The 18,588-nt window shown below is 51.9% G+C and carries 17 protein-coding genes and 2 pseudogenes; 16 read left to right on the plus strand and 3 right to left on the minus strand.

Annotation, left to right across the window (positions count from 1 at the left end):
- Positions 1–4: 4 nt before the first annotated feature.
- From MON38_RS15860 to MON38_RS22990, 5 genes are all read left to right on the plus strand, one after another.
- On the plus strand, positions 5–1,123 hold the full coding sequence (locus MON38_RS15860; RefSeq protein ID WP_241937126.1) for a glycosyltransferase: 1,119 nt from the start codon (positions 5–7) through the stop codon (positions 1,121–1,123).
- A gap of 949 nt (positions 1,124–2,072) precedes the next feature.
- Positions 2,073–2,702: a NeuD/PglB/VioB family sugar acetyltransferase gene (locus MON38_RS22980; RefSeq protein WP_422388747.1), complete on the plus strand. Its 630-nt coding sequence runs from the start codon at positions 2,073–2,075 to the stop codon at positions 2,700–2,702.
- Between the two features lie 27 nt (positions 2,703–2,729).
- On the plus strand, positions 2,730–3,689 hold the full coding sequence (locus MON38_RS15865) for a glycosyltransferase family 2 protein (RefSeq protein ID WP_241937127.1): 960 nt from the start codon (positions 2,730–2,732) through the stop codon (positions 3,687–3,689).
- Positions 3,690–4,035: 346 nt separating this feature from the next.
- Positions 4,036–4,371, plus strand: a complete 336-nt coding sequence (locus MON38_RS22985; RefSeq protein ID WP_422388748.1) for an IS5 family transposase — start codon at positions 4,036–4,038, stop codon at positions 4,369–4,371.
- A 64-nt stretch (positions 4,372–4,435) separates the two neighbouring features.
- Positions 4,436–4,777, plus strand: a complete 342-nt coding sequence (locus tag MON38_RS22990; RefSeq protein WP_422388749.1) for a transposase — start codon at positions 4,436–4,438, stop codon at positions 4,775–4,777.
- Between the two features lie 13 nt (positions 4,778–4,790).
- On the opposite strand, the gene MON38_RS15875 is transcribed toward MON38_RS22990, so the two are convergent.
- The 3 genes and pseudogenes from MON38_RS15875 to MON38_RS22995 all read right to left on the minus strand — a co-directional run.
- Positions 4,791–5,741: an IS481 family transposase gene (locus tag MON38_RS15875; RefSeq protein ID WP_241937128.1), complete on the minus strand. Its 951-nt coding sequence runs from the start codon at positions 5,739–5,741 to the stop codon at positions 4,791–4,793.
- Positions 5,742–5,811: 70 nt separating this feature from the next.
- Positions 5,812–6,384: an IS5 family transposase gene (locus MON38_RS15880; protein ID WP_241937129.1), complete on the minus strand. Its 573-nt coding sequence runs from the start codon at positions 6,382–6,384 to the stop codon at positions 5,812–5,814.
- Positions 6,372–6,557, minus strand: a pseudogene (locus tag MON38_RS22995) (transposase); the annotation flags it as partial. The pseudogene MON38_RS22995 and the gene MON38_RS15880, both read right to left, overlap by 13 nt.
- Positions 6,558–6,982: 425 nt before the next feature.
- Here MON38_RS22995 and MON38_RS15885 point away from each other — a divergent pair.
- From MON38_RS15885 to MON38_RS15930, 11 genes and pseudogenes are all read left to right on the plus strand, one after another.
- Positions 6,983–8,176, plus strand: a complete 1,194-nt coding sequence (locus MON38_RS15885; protein ID WP_241937130.1) for a glycosyltransferase family 61 protein — start codon at positions 6,983–6,985, stop codon at positions 8,174–8,176.
- Positions 8,177–8,399: 223 nt separating this feature from the next.
- Positions 8,400–8,651: an IS1 family transposase gene (locus tag MON38_RS15890; protein ID WP_241937131.1), complete on the plus strand. Its 252-nt coding sequence runs from the start codon at positions 8,400–8,402 to the stop codon at positions 8,649–8,651.
- A gap of 827 nt (positions 8,652–9,478) precedes the next feature.
- A pseudogene (locus MON38_RS23000) lies at positions 9,479–9,604 on the plus strand (transposase); the annotation flags it as partial.
- A 34-nt stretch (positions 9,605–9,638) separates the two neighbouring features.
- Complete coding sequence (locus MON38_RS15895; protein WP_277881525.1) at positions 9,639–10,139, plus strand: transposase; 501 nt, start codon at positions 9,639–9,641, stop codon at positions 10,137–10,139.
- Positions 10,140–10,401: 262 nt separating this feature from the next.
- Positions 10,402–11,427 carry a hypothetical protein gene (locus tag MON38_RS15900; RefSeq protein ID WP_241937133.1) on the plus strand — a complete coding sequence of 342 codons (1,026 nt, stop codon included), beginning with the start codon at positions 10,402–10,404 and terminating at the stop codon, positions 11,425–11,427.
- 89 nt (positions 11,428–11,516) lie between these two features.
- Entirely contained in the window at positions 11,517–12,632 is a 1,116-nt protein-coding gene (gene gmd, locus MON38_RS15905) for a GDP-mannose 4,6-dehydratase (RefSeq protein WP_241937134.1), read from the plus strand.
- 47 nt (positions 12,633–12,679) lie between these two features.
- The gene (locus MON38_RS15910) at positions 12,680–13,618 is read left to right on the plus strand and encodes a GDP-L-fucose synthase family protein (protein ID WP_241937135.1); all 939 of its coding nucleotides are present in this window, start codon (positions 12,680–12,682) and stop codon (positions 13,616–13,618) included.
- Between the two features lie 63 nt (positions 13,619–13,681).
- Positions 13,682–14,683 carry an STELLO glycosyltransferase family protein gene (locus tag MON38_RS15915; RefSeq protein WP_241937136.1) on the plus strand — a complete coding sequence of 334 codons (1,002 nt, stop codon included), beginning with the start codon at positions 13,682–13,684 and terminating at the stop codon, positions 14,681–14,683.
- 11 nt (positions 14,684–14,694) lie between these two features.
- Positions 14,695–15,699, plus strand: coding sequence for a glycosyltransferase family 2 protein (locus tag MON38_RS15920; protein WP_241937137.1), 1,005 nt, complete (start codon positions 14,695–14,697; stop codon positions 15,697–15,699).
- Positions 15,700–16,187: 488 nt separating this feature from the next.
- Positions 16,188–17,432 carry a glycosyltransferase gene (locus MON38_RS15925; RefSeq protein ID WP_241937138.1) on the plus strand — a complete coding sequence of 415 codons (1,245 nt, stop codon included), beginning with the start codon at positions 16,188–16,190 and terminating at the stop codon, positions 17,430–17,432.
- Positions 17,425–18,570 (plus strand): glycosyltransferase family 4 protein, encoded by a 1,146-nt coding sequence (locus MON38_RS15930; RefSeq protein ID WP_241937139.1) that lies wholly within the window; start codon positions 17,425–17,427, stop codon positions 18,568–18,570. The genes MON38_RS15925 and MON38_RS15930 overlap by 8 nt, the downstream gene beginning before the upstream one ends.
- Positions 18,571–18,588 lie beyond the last annotated feature (18 nt).

Raw genomic sequence — 18,588 nt, forward strand, 5'->3', positions numbered from 1 at the left:
ATACATGACAGATTATAGCTTGCCAGACACTGCCATTACTCATGTGGGTGCCACGTTGCTTGTTTGCACTTACAACGGGGCTCTTCGTTTACCCCAGACTCTGGCTCATCTGGCGGCGCAGCGGGTGCCAGTTGGTATGGAGTGGGAAGTAGTGCTGGTAAGCAATGCCAGTACCGACGATACATTGGTTGTGGCCCCGCAACTATGGGCCGAATTGGGTGCTCCAACCTCCTTGCGGGTGTTTGATGAGCCGAAGCCGGGTAAGGAAAACGCCCTTATCCGAGGCTTTGATGAGGCTCGATATCCATACATCTGCACGGTGGACGACGACAACTGGTTGTATCCCGACTACTTGGCACAAGCCGTCGCTACTATGCAGGCTTACCCGGAAATTGGCACACTTGGCGCGTATGCCGAAGGCGCCTACGAGGTGGCACCCCCTGCGTGGTTCGAGCAGTTTAAGGCCGTATACGCAATAGGTTCGCCAAGCCCTACGTCGGGGCCGTTAGCGCGGGGAGTGAGTGTCGCAGGAGCTGGTTCGGTCATCCCTAAACGCGGCTGGCAGTTGCTGCGGGCTTGTGGGTTTGAATTTAACAACTCTGCCAAGCGAGGGGCGGTACTCTCCGGTAGCGAAGACGTAGAACTCGGATGTGCCCTGCAACTGGCAGGCTACACGACCTGGTATGACGAGCGTCTCCGCTTCCGTCATTTCATGTATAAGGAGCGCCTGAACTGGGACTACCTGCGCCGCGTCGGCCGCGGCTCGGCTACATCGAATATGACCGACCTCGTATATTACTTTTTGCTGCGCGAGCCGGCGCTAGATGCGGCCACTTTTGGGCAGCGCTACTACCGCTGGCTAGCATGGACGGCGTGGCAGCTACTGCGCAATCCAGCGCGTATACTCACCTACTGGCTGCACCGGCACGATGAAGCCTATCCGGAGACTTTTGAGACAATGCGGCAACTGCATACGTTTCGCTGTGCCCTCACCGGCCGGGCGGAGGCCTTGCGCATCTTTAGCATAGTGAAAAAGCTCCAGCAGCGCTTGCAAACCGCCACCATTGTGCCAAACCCGACTTCGGCCTCCAGCACGCTTTCTCCTCCTGTTCGGACTGAGTAAGTTGCCGTCCTAGTCTATAGTAAGGCATTCCGCCTGTCCCCAATATAGCCCCTTATCTGGCTGATTTAAGTTAGTTGTCAACGTTTAAATTTGCTTACTAAATGCTGGAGTCACTTCCAGATAGACATGTTAGTTTGATTTGTACCCAAACTTTTCTGCTGATTTATCGCCGAGCAGCACAGCGCTCGGTTCCTGTACGAAGCTGGCCGAGTGCTAAATGTTAGCACAAGTAGATACTTCTAGTGGCAAGTGAATAGGCCACAATTGCATACTTACCTGAGCTCCGCGCGGTTGCCTTGGATGAGACAGTGCAAAAAAAGGACAATGTATGGCCATCAGTACGCTGGATTTTCCGGCCAATTAGTCCAAACGGAGGTAGCTGCGCTCAGTTCTGCAAGTTGTGTTGGCAGTGCGCCACATGTTTGTCAACCAGGATTTGTAGCTAATGGATGTGGTGCTTGGTTAACAGCGATATGAGCTTGATTTACGAGCAACTAGCGACAATTTGCCGCAGACAGTAGGAAATCGAAGAATACCACAACCCATTGAAGCAGCAAATAGGCATTAGTTACTCGCCCACCCGTACGCTGGCCACTTATGGCAATCGCTTTTTACTGCCTATCTTATCCTGAAAAAGTTGAAACATTCAAAGTCAAGTAATCAATCGGATTGTTTGTGCTAAAAATAAATATAAATATTATTAATATAATAAATACTATTTATTCAAATAATGTGTAAGTAGGCATAATTCTGATGAAATTTACACCTGTTTTAGTGACAGGTGTTACAAGGTCGATTTACTACCTTTGCTGCAGCGGCACGCTTTTTTCTCACGAGCAACTATTGTCATTCAGCAGATGCTTTGTCGTTGAGATAGTATTTGTTCTCTGTACTGGCGCGAATCTGCTGATTCAATCTTAAAAGTTCACCTTTATTAGTTGTTGCACACATGCTGATTGTTGGGGCTAGAGGCCACGCCGTAGAAGTGCTGCAATGCCTACCAGTTGCTGAGCGTGAACAGGCCATATTCTTTGACGATGTTACCCCTAACCAGCCACTTCAGGTACTAGGGCAGTATCCACTTTTACGCACATACGCTGAAGCACTGGCCTACTTAGCTGATATTGACCCTCGCTTTGTACTTGGGCTGGGAGGCCCAGCATTAAGGCAGAGAATGGCTCGCCAGTTTCAAGCTTGTGGAGGATTGCTCACATCAGTAATCGCTGCTACCTCTGTGATAGAACCCCATGTAGCAGAGATGGGAGCAGGCCTAAATCTGATGCACCATACATTAGTATCACCAAGCGCTCGTCTCGGTGAGGGCGTTTTGCTTAATGCTGGTGCTGCGGTACATCATGATACCGAAGTAGGAGATTATTGCGAAATTTCGCCCGGAGCGAGGATTCTAGGCCGCTGTAGTTTGGGCAATGGCTGTCGAATCGGTGCCTTGGCGGTAGTCTTACCTGATGTTATAATTGGGGAGCAGGCAGTGATTGGAGCTGGTGCGGTAGTTACTCGCAATGTGCCGGCCGGTGCCACAGTGGCTGGGGTTCCCGCCGTCCCGCTGCAACCTAGGTAGTAAATATTCTATTCGTTTATTCATTCCATGTCAATCAAGTTGCCCACTGTAAGCGTTTGCTGCATTACTTATAATCACGAAGCTTATTTGGCGCAGGCTATTGAGTCGGTGCTGATGCAGCAAACTGATTTTGATGTCGAAATGGTAATAGGGGAGGATTGCTCTCCTGATAACAGCCGCGCAATTGCTCAAGAGTACGAACGGCGCTACCCAGGACGTGTGCGTGTGCTGGCACATACTCAGAATTTAGGCATCATGCGAAACCTGATGGCAACACATGCGGCTTGTCAAGGGGAGTTTATTGCGTATTTGGAAGGAGATGATTATTGGATTGATTCTACCAAATTACAGCGCCAAATCGATGCTTTACGGGCGAATCCGGACTGTGCCTTTTGTTTTCACGATGCCAATGTCGTATTCGAGAATCAGCAAGACCGGGCCCCCACTGTCTTCAGCGCGCAGGCAACGCACGCCCTGCCGTCACCTTCCGAGAGCGCACCGCCTGTGCGGTTCACTCAACTCGATTTGGCCCGAGTAGGATGGGTGGTTCCCTCTGCCTCGATGGTATTTCGGGCATGCAGCCTGCCGCAGCAGTTGCCTGAGTGGTTTTCTGGCGTATACAGCGGCGACTATACACTACATTTGTTAAGCACTCGGTGGGGCCCGGCTTTGTATTTGCCTCGGGTAATGTCGTACTATCGACTGCATGCCCAAAGCATCTCAAATGTAGCCGCTCACTCCGCATTTCAGTTTGAGCGCCGCATTTACGAAGGCCGGATGTTTCAGCAACACGTATTTGAACCGAAGAATCGAAAATATGCCGATATCTTCTTAGCTCAACAATATGGATACTACGCCAGTTATCTGGGTGAGCAAGGTAAGCGTAAGCAACAGTTAAGTTGCTTAGTTAAAAGTATGTTGTATGGCCTTCAGCGAATTCCAGTATACTTGGAGCGTCGCTTGCCTCGGTTCTTTGCAGTGAATTGATTAGCAGTAATTCAATTTAAGATAATATTCGCCTAGAAATGTGTTTATAAGCGCCGATTTTGGGATGCGCGACAATACGCAATCAATGAGGCAGAGTAGGATATAACTAGCGCCCTTATTGCCAAGCAAAGCTGACGACGTTGGGCTGTGAGCGGCCCATAGTCAGTTTCCGTGACGATTCCTGCTCGAGTGGTTTAGACCGTGAAATTTAATGCACCACCGGTTCTGAAGCTTGGCGCAAAAGGTTTGTAGCAGTTTGCCTTCAAGGCCGTGCAGGTCCCGAACCTATACTGGTACGTGCGCTATTCGACTAGGGCGTGTGGACAGTAAGTGCTAGTTTTGGCGCATGCGCCGCCATGAAATAAGTGAACACGAATGGAAAGCCGTCGAACCCCACACACTGGGCCGGTTAAGTCGAGGGCGCGACAACCGCTTGTTTGTCAACGCCGTGCTTTACCGCGTGCGAACGGGTATTTCCTGGCGCGACTTGCCCGAACGGTTTGGCCCGTGGAACACGGTGGCCCGGCGCTTTCGGCGCTGGGCGCAGGCCGGGGTGTGGGAAGCTTTATTTCAAGCGGTGCAGGAACCCGACTACGCTTGGGTGCTGGTGGACTCGACCACCGTCAAGGCCCACAAGGCCGCGGCGGGGCAAAAAAAAGCACGCCCGCAGCCGAAGGCTTAGGCCGCAGCCGGGGCGGCTTTTCCACCAAGCTGCACGCGGCGGTTGACGCGTTGGGGGCTTGCACTTGGCGCTCACGCCGGGCCACTGGGCCGATTGCACGCAGTTGCCGGGCTTGTTGGCGGGGTTGCGCCACGCGCCCGGGGCCGTCGTGGCCGACAAAGCCTACGATACCAACGCCGTGCTCGCCGCCATTGCCGGCCGCCACGCCGAGCCCGTCATTCCGCCCAAAACCAGTCGCAACGAGCGCCGTCCTTACGACCAGAACCTCTACGCCGACCGCAACAAGACCGAACGGTTCTTCGGGCGACTCAAGGAAGCCAGAGGCTTCGCGACACGCTACGATAAAACCGCTGTTTCCTTTTTGGCCACTGCCCACTTACTCGCCGCACTCGATTGGCTGCGCTAACTGTCCACACACTCTAGGTGTATAGTCCCAGCGTGAGGTGGGTCGGGTCACGGGTAAAGATAGTGGGGTTCTTTTGCCACTGCGCGCAGACAAGTTCGTGCGGCGTTAGCCCGCGCAGGGTCTTCAAGCGCTTGGCATGGTTGTAGGCCAGCAAAAAGGCTTGCAAGTGCTCGTTGAGTTCGTCGGTGGTCTGGTAGTGGAAGCGCTGCACGGTGGCTTCCTTAATCGTGCGGTTCATGCGTTCGACCTGGCCATTGGTCCACGGATGGGCTGGTTTCGTCAGGCGGTGCTCCACGCCGTATTCGCGGCAAATGCGGTCGAAGCTGTGCCCGCCCGGCAGGAATTGATGTGCCTGCGGGGTGAATTGCACCCCATTATCCGTCAGCACGGTATGCACTTTATACGGCAGCTTGTCGAGCACGCGCCGCAGAAATTCGGCCGCCACGACGCGTTTGGCCCGTGGGTGCAGTTCGGCAAACGCCACTTTGCTGGTGCGGTCAATGGCCACGAAGAGATACTGGCGGCCTTCCTCGGTCTGGACCTCGGCGAAATCGACGTGCAGGTAGCCCATCGGGTAGTCCTTGAACTTCTTTTTCGGCGGATTCTGCCCGTCTTCGTTCAGCGGCAGGCGGCTGATGCCGTGGCGTTGGAAGCAGCGGTGCAGCGCCGAGCGCGACAGGTGCGGAATCGTGGCCTGCAGCGCGTAGAGGCAGTCGTCCAGGGCCAGCAAGGTGTGCCGCCGAAAGGCTACGGCGATGGCTTCCTGCTCGGCGCTGAGCACCGTCGAAACCGGTTCCGGGCCCATGCGCGCATCCAGCACGCTGGGGCGCTTGCGCCACTTGGCTACCGTTTTCGGGTTGATGCTGAAGCGTGTGGCTAGGCTTTGTAGGCTTTCCTGGCTGTGTTGGATAGCGCGCCGTATTGCCGCCGTTGTGCGGGCGCTGCCGTGGAGTACTTGTCCCATAGGTGCGTGCGAAATTCCAGACCGGAAAATACACCATCACTCATTGGGACTATACATCTAGGAGGTGTTCTCAATTAAGGTAGAGGGTGATAACGCGTAAGCAAATGAATGCATCAAACGAGCGGTCCAGTTTGTCGTAGCGCGTGGCAATGTGCCTGAACTGCTTGAACTTGCTGAACGTCTGTTCGATGAGGTGACGGTCTTTGTACGCCACCGCGTCAAAGAGCGGCTGATTTTTGCGGCGGGGATTGGGTTGGATGACGGCATTGGCCCCGGCTGCGGCGATGAGCGCCCGCAACGCATCGCTGTCGTACGCCGCGTCGCCGAGCACCTGTTGGGCCGGGGCCAGCCAGTGGACCAGCAGCCCGGCCGCCTGCGGCGCGTCCCCGGCCTGCCCTGCCGTGAGTTGCCAGCCTAGTACCTGGCCCGCCCCGTCCCCGACCAAGTGCACCTTGCTCGTGTTGCCGCCCCGGCTGCGCCCTACGGCTTGTTCGCCGTTTTGTTTGCCGCGCCCGTGCCGTGCTGGTGCACCCGGACGCTGGTCGAATCCACCTGCAACTGCCGTTGGCGGGAATGCGGAAGCCGGCGGTTGTGGGTTATCAGCCAGGCTGTTGCCAACTCCCACGTGCCCTTGTCCCGCCATCGGGCAAACCGCACGTACACCCGGTGCCACTGGCCCAGGTGCGCCGGCAGGTCCCGCCAAGCTACCCCGGTGCGCCCCAGCCACAGCACGGCCTCCACAAAGCCCCGCGTATCGGCGCCGTCACCCCGCGCTTGCCGGCCTGCCCGGGCAGCAGCGGCGACAACTCCGCCCACATCGAATCAGTCAGTAAAGTGCGGTCTGCATTCATGCCCCAAAATAGCCTTCTAATTGAGAACAGCTCCTAGATAATACACTTGCCTACGTAGCAGTGAGGCTATTTCAGTAGCCGAAACCTATAGGGCTCGTCTATTGTGCATAATGCTCTATTCTCCCGACTTTAAACATATCGCTCACTCTTGAATAAGCTCTAAATCCGGCTATGCACCGACTAAGTTCACACCCAAGAAGTGGCGGAAAGCCTTACTAAGACTACCAACTATAGAAAAGCAAGCAGGAAGTAGAATCACAGGTTCAACCAATGTGACTACTATATACACCGAACCTAGGTTTGCACTAAAGCTCAAATTTGAGCTATCTTTGGCTTTTCAACATTCTCACGGTATAAGGCAATTTTTCAATCTATAAAGCTTAAATTAAGATGAATATATTCACAAGAGTTTTGCGTTCATTTCTGTGGCGCTCAAGAATTGGCAGGACTACAGCAGAAAAATTTTGGAAAAAAAGACACGAGGGCAATGATATGCGTTATCTTTTTTTCAATGAGGCGCATGTTATTAAAGATTTACCTATTTGCTTTAATGAAGAAACTTTTAATAAATTCCTTCACAACGATTTAGGCAATTGGGAAATTCAGAACCAGGCTGAATATGTCCTTGAAATTGATGATGTTCTAGTTGAACCTGAACGTTGTTTAGGCACAAAAGGATTAAATGAATTAATTGAGCAAACCGTTGTCTTCACTGCTGATTATCAATATCCATACATACTACCTCATCTACTTCATAGAAGCAAGGCCAAATTTATAAAATCTGCTGTGCTTTATGACGGCTCGGCAACTAGAAACCTGTACCATCATCTTGTAGAGACTGTGTGCCGCCTTTCAGTGTTGTCGAAGACGGACTTGCCGAAGGATACTCCGATTATTGTGAATCGATTTGTTTACAATAGTCCTTTTTTTCAATATCTTTTTTCCAAAAGCCCTTATTTTCAATCATTCAATTGGCTTATTCAGGAGCCACATGAATGGTTGCAAGTAGAGAAACTATATCGACCAAAAGCCCTTTATTTTGGAAAAGAAAGTTGGAGCTTTACGAGAAATCTGTATAATTTGGGTGAAGTTATTCCCAGTAAGCGAGTATTTCTTAGCCGGGATAAAAAGCTATACACCCGAGGGCTCAGCAATGAGGCAGAAGTAATCGATATGCTCCATAAGTATGGATTCGAGGTTGTATATGCAGAGCATTTAAGCATCGACGAGCAAGTAAAGCTTTTTCAAGAAACCGAATACCTTGTCGCTCTAACTGGAATGGGACTTATCCAACAATTTTTCATGCGTTATGAAAAAGCACACGTTATCGAAATCATTCCAGTAAATAGGCTGATGCCTGAGTATTATTGCCAAGCATACTCCTTGGGAATAAAATACTACGATGTTGTTTTGGGAGAAGATATCGATGGGTTACCTATGTCAAGTAGTAATCATAAAAGATATGATGGGCTTAAGGAGTATGAAGTGAATGTATCCAAGTTGGAAGGTGCAGTCTTGAGAATGTTGAATGCTCCAGCTGATAAAAAAGTCTATGGCAATTTTAGTGTGCCATTTGTAGAGTAAAAATTTGTCGGTGGTCTAATACCTGATGGGTTAGTATAATCGCAGATAGTAACAGCTCAACACACGTACGCCTGGCCGAGCGCACAGCACAGCATCGGGCGCGTGACGAACGTTTCGCGCATGACCGTGGCCAAAAAAAGCGTAGCAGCCATGTCCACCTTTTCCCCGCCTGCGGCATAAAAAGGCGCAACGCAAGCAGTGAGGAGCTCTGAAATTGGATGAGATGTGGACATTTGTGAGCCGCCGACGGCGCAAAGTCTGGCTCTGGTTGGCCGTCGAGCGCGCCAGTCGACGCGTCGTGGCCTGGGTGCTAGGTCGCCGCGACACGGCCACGGCCCGCCGGTTGCTGTGGGCCACGCTGCCCAAACGCTACTGGCGGCACTGTTGGTATTTCACCGACCTGTTTCCGGCCGGTCCTCACCGGTCTTATCCTAAGGGCGGAGGGCAGACCAACATCATCAAAGCCTTAAATTGATTGTTGCGCCAGCGCTGCGGCATGCTCGTGCGCAGGTCCTGTTCCTTCAGCAAATCGCTGAACCATGCACACGGCGCGAATCAAAATTCGCGCCGACCGGTACAACCAAAGAATTATCCTTGATTAGACCAACACCAGATACTCAATACGTTTTTAACACGGTTTTATGAGTAAAAGCTACTCATAAAACCGTGTTTCTATGAATTACTGTGTGAGAAAATAGTGGCCACCTGCAGAGGGTTGAGCGCACAAAGGGTGTTGTCGTGGCACAGGTCAACGATTTCATTTTATTAGGAAATTACTCCACTGCCAATGCGTGAACAGTTCGATAATAACGTTGTCCCACCATCTTGGGTCTGAGGTATTATAACTGAAATGGACAGCGGGAAGTCTTAATTTTTGCTACTTATAACTTAAAAACTGTATTCTGGTGGGGTGCGCACCACCCCGCAAAAGATACTGGCTAACCTTCAAGGTGAAGTATGCGTGCCAAGTGGCAGCCGGCTTCAACAAGCCGACCATGTCTCTTTCCAAGGCATCTAGTCAGTGCTGCTGGGCCGCTGGTAACGCTGGGCACTGGAACAAGACCGTCGAGGGACACTCCGTCGATTCACGACTATTAATTCGACCCATGTCTGGTACTCGCAGGTTTTGAATTGATATAGCGAATATTCACACTAATTCCGTTGCGTGACAGCACAAGCTAGAGAGTGTGGACAGTAAGCGGTAGTTTTGGCGAATGCGCCGCCACGAGTTAAGCGAACACGAATGGAAAGCCTTCGAACCTTTTACGCTGAGCCGGTTGAGCCGCGGGGGGCGACAACCGGTTGTTTGTCAATGCGGTGCTTTACCGCGTACGGACGGGCATTTCCTGGCGTGACTGGCCCGAGCGGTTTGGCTTCTGGAACACGGTCGCGCGGCGCTTTTGGCGCTGGGCGCAAGCCGGGGTGTGGGAAGCCTTGTTCCAAGCGGTCCAGGAACTCGACTATGCTTGGGTGCTGGTGGATTCCACCACCGTCAAGGCCCATAAAGCCGCGGCCGGGCAAAAAAAGCACCCCGGCTGCGGCCGAAGGTTTCGGCCGCAGCCGGGGTGGCTTCTCGCCGAAGCTACACGCGGTGCTCGACGCGCTGGGCAACTGCTTGCACCTGGTGCTCACGCCGGGCCACTGGGCCGACTGCACGCAGTTGCCGGCCTTGTTAGCGGGCTTACGCCACGCACCCGGGGCCGTCGTGGCGGACAAAGCCTATGGCACCAATGCGGTTGCGGTGCTGGCCGCCATTGCCGGCCGCCACGCCGAGCCGGTGATGCTGCCCAAAACCAGCCGCAACGGGCCCCGCGCCTACGACCAGAACCTCTACGCCAACCGCAACAAGGCCGAACGCTTCTTTGGTCGGCTCAAAGAAGCCAGGAGCTTAGCCACGCGCTACGACAAGACGGCGGCCTCCCCCCGCCTCTGCGCACCTACTCGCCGCCCTCGCTTGGCTTAGCTCCGTTAACTGTCCACACGCCCTAGTTTACTCGTACGTGCATTACACCGTCTAATCTATTCTGTCGCACGATGTGGGGATAAATGCGCGATGCCTTATTATCGGTTATAATTGACTTTTTTATCCAGCTACCAAAATTGTTGATAAAATATGTATTTATATAATTATATATTCATAGTTAAAAATCTATTAAAATCCGCAGTAAATTAACTATCTTTGCAACCGAATGTGCTCAACCATCAGACTTAAATTGTGCAAGTAAATGACTATAGCTGCTATATTATCGACTAGGTCTTATCTGAAAGCATCATTTTATGATTTGGTCTATGAATGGGAAGAAGACTTGTCTAAAGTATTAAAAATATCCATTCTAAATGCTTTTCCACTTTTTAGGAAATTATTCATCAATAAATTAAGCCGGAAGTTTCTGGCTGGAGCCGGAATTATAGACCCGGTTAATAACTTGGTTGAAAAGGCAAACGTGTTTAGGCCATTTAAGGGGTATTATTTGGTGTTTGAGATGGGCGTTAACACCCAGCCCAACTACTCTACATCTGCGAAAGCCATTCCAGCTTTTATCGACTTGTGGAAGCAGACAGATATAGCCGCTTTTGAGCAAACTTATCGACAATGTCCTCTCGTGCTAATTTCTAGTATGGAGGCGGTAGCGTATTTGAAAGAGCAAGGCTGTCGATTGAATCTAGCCCATTTTCCGCTCAGTCTGTCTGACCGCTATAAAGCAGAACATGGTAAGATATACAAAAAGAAATATGACGTCGTTCTTGCCGGCCGTACCAACCCAGTGCTAAGCAATTATTTGCAGGAATTTAGCAACAAATATCCGAATGTCGAGATTTTGCGTCAGCAGGAAGTCGATGGAGTATTGTGCTACGTATCAAACCTGCGCGGGATAATAGGCGAGTTTAAAACAAGAGAAGAATACATCGAACTGCTGCGAGCCAGCAAAATTTCGTTCTATAGTACACCAGGAATTGATGGTGGTGAAAAGCGTACAGGCGGTTTTAATCCTGTCACACCACGCTATTTAGAATTGCTTAGCGCCCAGTGCCTAATCTTAGGGAGGTATCCCGACAACGAAGAGACCCGCTTTTACCAGCTAGACGAAGTATGCCCAAATGTTGGCTCCTATGCTCAATTTGAGGCGCTGATGTTAAATTATTTAGAGCAGAGCACGGTGCCGCTTGCGCTTTATGACAGCATTTTGCAAAAACACTATACTTCGTGCCGGGCTGCGCTTCTGCAAGAGTTAGTGCGCCAACTGAACTGAGCTAATTGCGTAATGAGGCAACACGCCAAGACTCGGTCAGGGACATACACCATAAGCAACAAATAGTTCAACATACTTACATTACTCCATTGAAACGCGCACTCATAACCGGAATTACGGGGCAGGACGGGTCCTATCTCACCGAACTGCTCCTGTCTAAGGGGTACGAAGTCCACGGCATCAAGCGTCGGTCATCCTCGCTCAACTCTCAGCGCCTCGACCACTTGTACCAAGACCCGCACGAGGCCCATGTACGCTTCACGCTGCATTATGGCGACCTGACTGACTCCACCAATCTGATTCGCATTATTCAGGAAGTGCAACCCGACGAGATTTATAATCTCGGTGCAATGTCTCACGTGAAGGTTAGCTTTGACACGCCAGAGTACACCGCTGATGTTGATGGTATCGGTACGCTACGCCTGCTCGAAGCCGTGCGCCTGCTGGGTATGGCTAAGAAAACCCGCATTTATCAGGCTAGTACCTCAGAATTGTATGGACTAGTACAAGAGGTTCCTCAGCGCGAAACAACACCTTTTTACCCACGTTCGCCCTACGCTGTAGCTAAACTCTACGGCTATTGGATTACGGTTAATTACCGTGAAGCTTATGGCATGTACGCTTGTAATGGCATTCTTTTCAACCACGAAAGCCCGCAACGTGGCGAAACTTTCGTGACCCGTAAAATTACCCGGGCCACTGCCCGTATTGCGCTGGGCTTACAAGGCAAACTATATCTTGGCAACCTAGATGCCAAGCGCGACTGGGGCCATGCCAAGGACTATGTGGAAGCCATGTGGCGCATGTTGCAGCAAGATGAGGCCGAGGATTACGTAATTGCCACTGGTGTCACGACTACTGTGCGAGAATTCGTGCGCTTAGCGTTTGCTGAGTTGGGGATTGATGTGGTCTTTTCGGGAGAAGGGGTTGCCGAACGCGGCACAGTAGCATCCTGTCGAGACGCCGAATTTCAACTTCCTGCAGGAACGGTGGTAGTCGAAATTGATGAGCGGTATTTCCGTCCCACAGAAGTAGAGTTACTCATCGGCGACCCCACTAAAGCCAAGCGTCAACTGGGCTGGGAACCTAAATACGATCTGCCTGCGCTAGTGCAGGAAATGGTACAAGCCGATTTGAACCTGTTTAAGCGTGATGCCTACCTGCGCGAAGGCGGCCACCACATCCCACAGGCTTACGCAGAGTAAATAGTGCGCAATCGTTGCTTCGACGAAGCTCCGCTGACTTTTTAAAGATGGAAAAAAACGCAAAAATCTATGTAGCCGGTCACCGGGGCATGGTGGGGTCAGCACTGGTGCGCCGCCTAAAGTTGGAAGGCTACCACAACCTAGTGGTACGCACTTCGCAAGAACTCGACCTGCGGAAACAAGTGGATGTAGCAGCTTTTTTTGAAACCGAAAAGCCCGAATATGTATTATTGGCCGCTGCTAAAGTTGGTGGGATTCAAGCTAATAATACCTATCCGGCTGATTTCCTTTTGGATAATCTGCAGTTGCAAACCAACGTAATCGAGCAAAGCCATCAGCACAGTGTACGCAAGCTATTGTTTTTGGGGTCATCCTGCGTGTACCCCAAAATGTGTCCGCAGCCTATCCGAGAGGAGTACCTGCTCACCAGCCCGCTCGAACCAACCAATGAAGCCTATGCTATTGCCAAAATTGCTGGCATCAAGCTTTGTGAGTATTTTCGCAAGCAACATGGTTGCGACTATATCAGCGCGATGCCTACTAATTTGTATGGTCCGGGCGATAACTACGACCTAGCAAATTCGCACGTGCTGCCTGCCATGTTACGCAAGTTTCACGAAGCAAAAATGAATGGTCAGCCAGAGGTGGTTATATGGGGCTCAGGCACACCGCGCCGCGAGTTTTTGCACGTTGATGACTTAGCTATAGCCTGCCTGCACCTATTGGATAATTACAGCGCGCCCGCGCCCATTAACGTGGGTACTGGTGAGGACCTTACCATTCTGGAACTGGCTGAACTGGTGCGTAATGTCACCGGCTACACGGGCAACATTCAACTCGATGCCACCAAGCCCGACGGCACGCCTCGCAAACTGCTCGATGTGTCACGATTGCGTGCATTAGGTTGGGAGCATCACATCGACCTTCGTGAAGGTATAGCCCGCGTTTACCAAGAATCATTTGGAACAGTCTCATCTGTCGCCTAGCAATTTCTTTTTTAGTCGTGGGCCCAGCCCACCACCTCTTTTTTCGATTTACATCTTCACATAATGAGTACCAAGCCTGCCATCGTCATTACGTCCATTTTTGCGCCAACCGAAGCGGTTATCAAATTTGCAGCCTTGCCCACCCATCAGCTTATTGTGGCAGGCGACAAGAAATCACCGGCTCAGTGGGAGGCTGCCGGGGCTACATATCTATCCGTGACTGACCAAGAAGGCCAAGGATTTCAACTTTCGACTAAACTTCCTTTTAATCATTATGGGCGCAAAATGATGGGCTACCTGCACGCTATGCAGCAGGGCGCTCAAATGATTATCGACACCGACGATGACAATATTCCTTATGACGACTGGACATTTCCCAGCATGGAAGGAGAGTATTGCACTACACCGGTAAATAGGGGATTCGTAAACCTATATAAAAATTTTACTTCGCATCATATCTGGCCCCGTGGTTATCCGCTCGACCTTATCCTTGACGAAAGCCACAACATGAAAGAAGGTGATTTAAGCACAGAAAACGTGAAAGTCGGAATCTGGCAAGGCTTGGCCGATAGTGACCCTGATGTAGACGCTATATACCGACTGGTGGACAACACTGAGATTTTTTTCGATAAGCGTACACCAATTGTTTTGGCTGAAGGTACTCTTTGCCCTTTTAACTCTCAGAATACTGCCGTGCGGAGCGAACTTTTTCCTTTGCTCTACCTGCCTGCGTACGTAACTTTTCGATTCACAGACATTCTACGCGGCTTAGTGGCACAGCCGATTATGTGGGCGCACGGCTACCGACTTGGTTTTACTGAAGCAACGGTAATACAGGTGCGCAACCCACACGATTATGTTAAAGACTTCGAGTCAGAAATACCGTGCTATCTCCATCCAAATAAAGTAATTGCGGCGGTGAAAAGAGCTATAAATCCAAGCGTAACAGTAGCTGAGAACTTACGCAGCGCTTATGCTGAACTGGCAAAAGAAAATATTGTGACTCCAAAGGAACTTGAATTACTTGACCTCTGGCTGACAGACGTTCAGGCATTAGTGCGTTAAGTGTGGAACCTATGGTACCTAAAGTATCCGTTTTATTGCCCGTTTATAATGTTGCTCCTTACATTCGTGAAACGATAGCAAGCATTTTAAGTCAAACTTTTATTGACTTTGAGTTAATTGTAGTCGATGATTTATCAACTGACGATACTGCGGCGATAGTTGCCAGTATTTCAGATGACCGAATAATACTGATTCGCAATACTCAAAATTTGGGCCGGGCGGGTAGCGACAATGCGGGGCTGGCAGCAGTACGCGGGCAGTATATTGCTAAAATGGATGGCGATGATATATGCCACCCTGAGCGACTAGCCCGTCAGGTCGCTTATCTGGAAAATCATCCGGAAATAAATGCTGTGGGAAGTTGGATTCAAAACTTTGGGGACAGCATTTATTTAAATCGTTACCCGGTGACTCCGGAGGCCGTCCAGGTGTTAACTTTATTCACGTTGCCTATTGGTAATCCTACGCTGATGCTAAGGACTTACTTGTTTAGGGAAGGCGGAATGCAATATGACGCAGCATTGCGGCAGACCGAGGACTACGATTTTTTTGCCCGGTATATACGAGAGTTGTGGGCAGTTGCGCTGCCTGAAGTACTATTTCACTATAGGGTACCACCGAAAGTTAGTAAAAACACCATCCTGACAGATAGGGCTAGCGTAGCGGATGAGGTGCGTGCGCGATTGCTAAGTGACTGGGGACTTCCCTATACTGAGCGTGAGCTAAAGCTACATAATGTCATTTCTATGCTCAACCGCCCACTTGGCGATTTGACTTTAAAAGAAGTAGAAATGTGGCTGCTCAAAATTATCCTGTATAATGATGAAAAACCATTATTCGAACCTAGCGCGTTACGCCACGGTTTAGGCGAACGGTGGTTTGAAGTCTGTTATACATATCCGCAAAACTGGCTAAAAGGAATCTGGGAATTTGAGAACAGTCCATTGGCAAAATATTTTGCAATTACACTTCGGCAGCGGTTTAAGTTCTGGATAAAATCGTTGAGTAAAATTTGAGTAGTTATGCTTGAGTCGAATTTATTTTTTAACGTTAATATTGCTTTGTTGAAGTTGATTCAAATAATGTAAAATGCATCAAGTAGGAATGATACTATTAAGAAGAGGAGTTTAATTTTTATGAAATATATAAAAGCGGGTGGTCTAGAATGGGGAAATATCTAATCTAAAATTTTACTTTACCATTCAATTCAGCTTTAAAGCCTTTCAACATGGTTGGGAAGGCCAAAGTCAAGGAAGCATTATTTGAGTGAGATAGTAAAATCACCCTTCTTTAAACCAAACCGCCGCCATTATTTTTAATTATTAAGCAACTCTTTGAATGTATATAAATATTAACCAATAAATTAGAATATTAGTATGATGTCCAGATTGGGACAGTAGGCTTACAGCCGTTTTCGGCAGTTTTTCTCGTGGAACCTAGCGCGCTGCGCCAGCGCCTGGCGGCGCTGCTGCAACACTAACGCTTCAGCTATTCCTTCATATCGATGACTTTCCCCTCTAAAATTCTGTTGCTGATTCCAAACCTAGGGTTGGGGGGCGCGCAACGCGTTTTTCACGACCACAGCGTGGAACTGGCCAATAAGTACGCCGTGACGGAGGCCGTATTCAATGCCGACGGCGACGACCTGTACCCGAGCGGCAACCCGGTGGTGAGCCTGGAAGTGAGCGGCGGGGGAGGAGCAGTAGCGAAGCTGCAGAATTTTCGGCGCCGCATCAGCGGACTGCGCCGGCTGCGCGAGCGGTTGCAGCCGCTGGTGGTTATCAGCCATCTCGAAGGGGCCGACTACGTGAACCTGCTCAGCGGCGGGCCGGGCAAAACCATTCTGTGCGTGCACGGCTCGAAGCTGCACGATGCCAACATTCGCGGTCCCATCGGTTGGCTGCGCAAGAAGGTGCTGATTCCGGCCCTGTACAACCGTGCCGACCGCATTGTGACGGTGAGCCGCGACATTATTCCGGAGTTGGTGGAAGGGTTCGGAGTTAAGCGCGAAAAACTGCTGACCATCAACAACTTTTTTGAAGTGGCCCAGATTGAGGCCAAAAGCCAGGAGGCACTCTCAGCGGCCGAAGCGGCCGTGTACGCCGCAGCGCCGGTGCTGGTAACATCTGGGCGCCTCACGCTGCAGAAAAATCAGGCCCCTCTACTTGATATCTTTGCGGCGGTACTGCGTCAGCAGCCGGCCAAGCTGGTGTTTGTGGGCGACGGCGAACTGCGCGACCCGCTGCTAAGCCACGCCCGCGCGCTGGGCCTGCGAGTGTTTGCGGCTTGGGAAGAAGCCCCGCTCACCCCTGACTACGACGTTTATTTTCTGGGGCTGCAGCAAAATCCGTTCAAATACCTGCGGCCGGCCACGGCTTTCGTATTTCCCTCGGCTTGGGAGGGTTTTCCGATGGCGCTGGGCGAGGCCATGGTATGCGGCCTGCCCGTACTGAGCACCGATTGTCCTACGGGCCCCCGTGAAATGCTGGCGCCTGCTACGGCCAGCCCTACTACTCCGCTGCGTCGGGCCGAAACCGGTGCTTACGGGGTACTGCTGCCCATGCTCAACCAGCCGGCCACACTGGTCAACGACCAGGCCGAATGGACGGCTTCCCTGACGGCTTTGCTAGCGAACGAGCACGAGCGCGCTCGCCTAGGCCAATTGGCTGCCCTGCGCATGAAGGATTTCACCCGGGAGCGCATCTTTGGGCAATGGGTGGAGCTTATAGAGCAGGTTGGCCGTGAATAAGCTGCCTACCATTCTGGTTGTCGATAACTCGCGCGCGGTAACCGGCGCGCTGAATGCGCTGCGCCATGCTACCACGCCGCTGCGCGGGCAGTTTGGGTTCGTGTACGTGGTGCCCACGGGCAGCACGGCGCGCCCGGTGCTGGAAGCCGATGGCTATTGCGTGCACGAGCTGCCCTTCGTGGAAATCAGCCGCCGGCCCGCCGACCTGCTGCGCTACCTGCCGCTGCTGCTGCTCAACGGCTGGCACCTGTACCGACTGGCCCGCCGTGAAGGGGCGCGGGCCATCCATCTCAACGACTTTTACAACCTGACCGGCTACGTGGCCCGCGCTTTCAGTCTGGGGCGGCTGCCCGTGCTGACGCACGTACGGTTTTTGCCGCAGGCGCTGCCGCAGCTCTTTGCCCGGCCGTGGCGCTGGCTGGCCGAGCGCCTGGCGCAGCGCGTGCTGTGCGTGTCGGATGCCGTGCGGGCTTACTTTGCCCCCGGCCACCCGCGGGTGCTGACTGTGTACGACCCGCTGCCCGCCCGCGGCGAGGCGCACCCGACCTATGAAGTAGCTGAAGCCGTGACCGGACCTATCCGGCTGCTGTACCTAAGCAACTACATTCGCGGTAAGGGCCAGGACTTGGCGCTGCAGGCATTCCGGCAGGCTTATACCCAACAGCCGCGTTTGCAATTGCACTTTGTGGGCGGCGACATGGGCTTGGCCAAGAACCAAGCCTTCCGCCAGGAACTGGAGGCCAGTGTGCAGCAGGCCGGTCTGGCGGGCGTAGTACATTTTTCCGGCTTCGCCACCGACACAGAGGCCTTGGTGAAAAACCACGATGTGGTGCTCAACTTCTCGGAGGCCGAATCCTTCTCGCTCACCTGCCTGGATGCGCTTTACTATGGAGTGCCGCTGATTGCCAGCGACTGCGGCGGCCCGGCCGAACTATTCGAAAACGGGCAGTCGGGCCTATTAGTGCCCAATCGCGACGTACCCGCTATGTCGGCGGCCATTGTGGAGCTGGCTGGTAGCCGGGCGCAGCGGCTGGCGTTTTCAGTGGCCGGGCGCGCGTTTGTACGGCGTAAGTTTGCTCCGGCTCACACATACGAGCGGTTGGCCGCGTGCTACCGAGCAGTAGTGGCTGACCGTTAGGATAGCCGCCTGTCTTGC

The organism is Hymenobacter cyanobacteriorum (genome assembly GCF_022631375.1).
Classification (GTDB): Bacteria; Bacteroidota; Bacteroidia; order Cytophagales; family Hymenobacteraceae; genus Hymenobacter; species Hymenobacter cyanobacteriorum.

Coding starts and splice junctions, on each gene's coding strand:
- MON38_RS15860 (WP_241937126.1), top strand. CDS start 5: ATGACAGATTATAGCTTGCCAGACACTGCCATTACTCATGTGGGTGCC.
- MON38_RS22980 (WP_422388747.1), top strand. CDS start 2,073: ATGCTGATTGTTGGGGCTAGAGGCCACGCCGTAGAAGTGCTGCAATGC.
- MON38_RS15865 (WP_241937127.1), top strand. CDS start 2,730: ATGTCAATCAAGTTGCCCACTGTAAGCGTTTGCTGCATTACTTATAAT.
- MON38_RS22985 (WP_422388748.1), top strand. CDS start 4,036: ATGCGCCGCCATGAAATAAGTGAACACGAATGGAAAGCCGTCGAACCC.
- MON38_RS15875 (WP_241937128.1), bottom strand. CDS start 5,741: ATGGGACAAGTACTCCACGGCAGCGCCCGCACAACGGCGGCAATACGG.
- MON38_RS15880 (WP_241937129.1), bottom strand. CDS start 6,384: ATGGCGGGACAAGGGCACGTGGGAGTTGGCAACAGCCTGGCTGATAAC.
- MON38_RS15885 (WP_241937130.1), top strand. CDS start 6,983: ATGAATATATTCACAAGAGTTTTGCGTTCATTTCTGTGGCGCTCAAGA.
- MON38_RS15890 (WP_241937131.1), top strand. CDS start 8,400: ATGTGGACATTTGTGAGCCGCCGACGGCGCAAAGTCTGGCTCTGGTTG.
- MON38_RS15895 (WP_277881525.1), top strand. CDS start 9,639: ATGCTTGGGTGCTGGTGGATTCCACCACCGTCAAGGCCCATAAAGCCG.
- MON38_RS15900 (WP_241937133.1), top strand. CDS start 10,402: ATGACTATAGCTGCTATATTATCGACTAGGTCTTATCTGAAAGCATCA.
- MON38_RS15910 (WP_241937135.1), top strand. CDS start 12,680: ATGGAAAAAAACGCAAAAATCTATGTAGCCGGTCACCGGGGCATGGTG.
- MON38_RS15915 (WP_241937136.1), top strand. CDS start 13,682: ATGAGTACCAAGCCTGCCATCGTCATTACGTCCATTTTTGCGCCAACC.
- MON38_RS15920 (WP_241937137.1), top strand. CDS start 14,695: ATGGTACCTAAAGTATCCGTTTTATTGCCCGTTTATAATGTTGCTCCT.
- MON38_RS15925 (WP_241937138.1), top strand. CDS start 16,188: ATGACTTTCCCCTCTAAAATTCTGTTGCTGATTCCAAACCTAGGGTTG.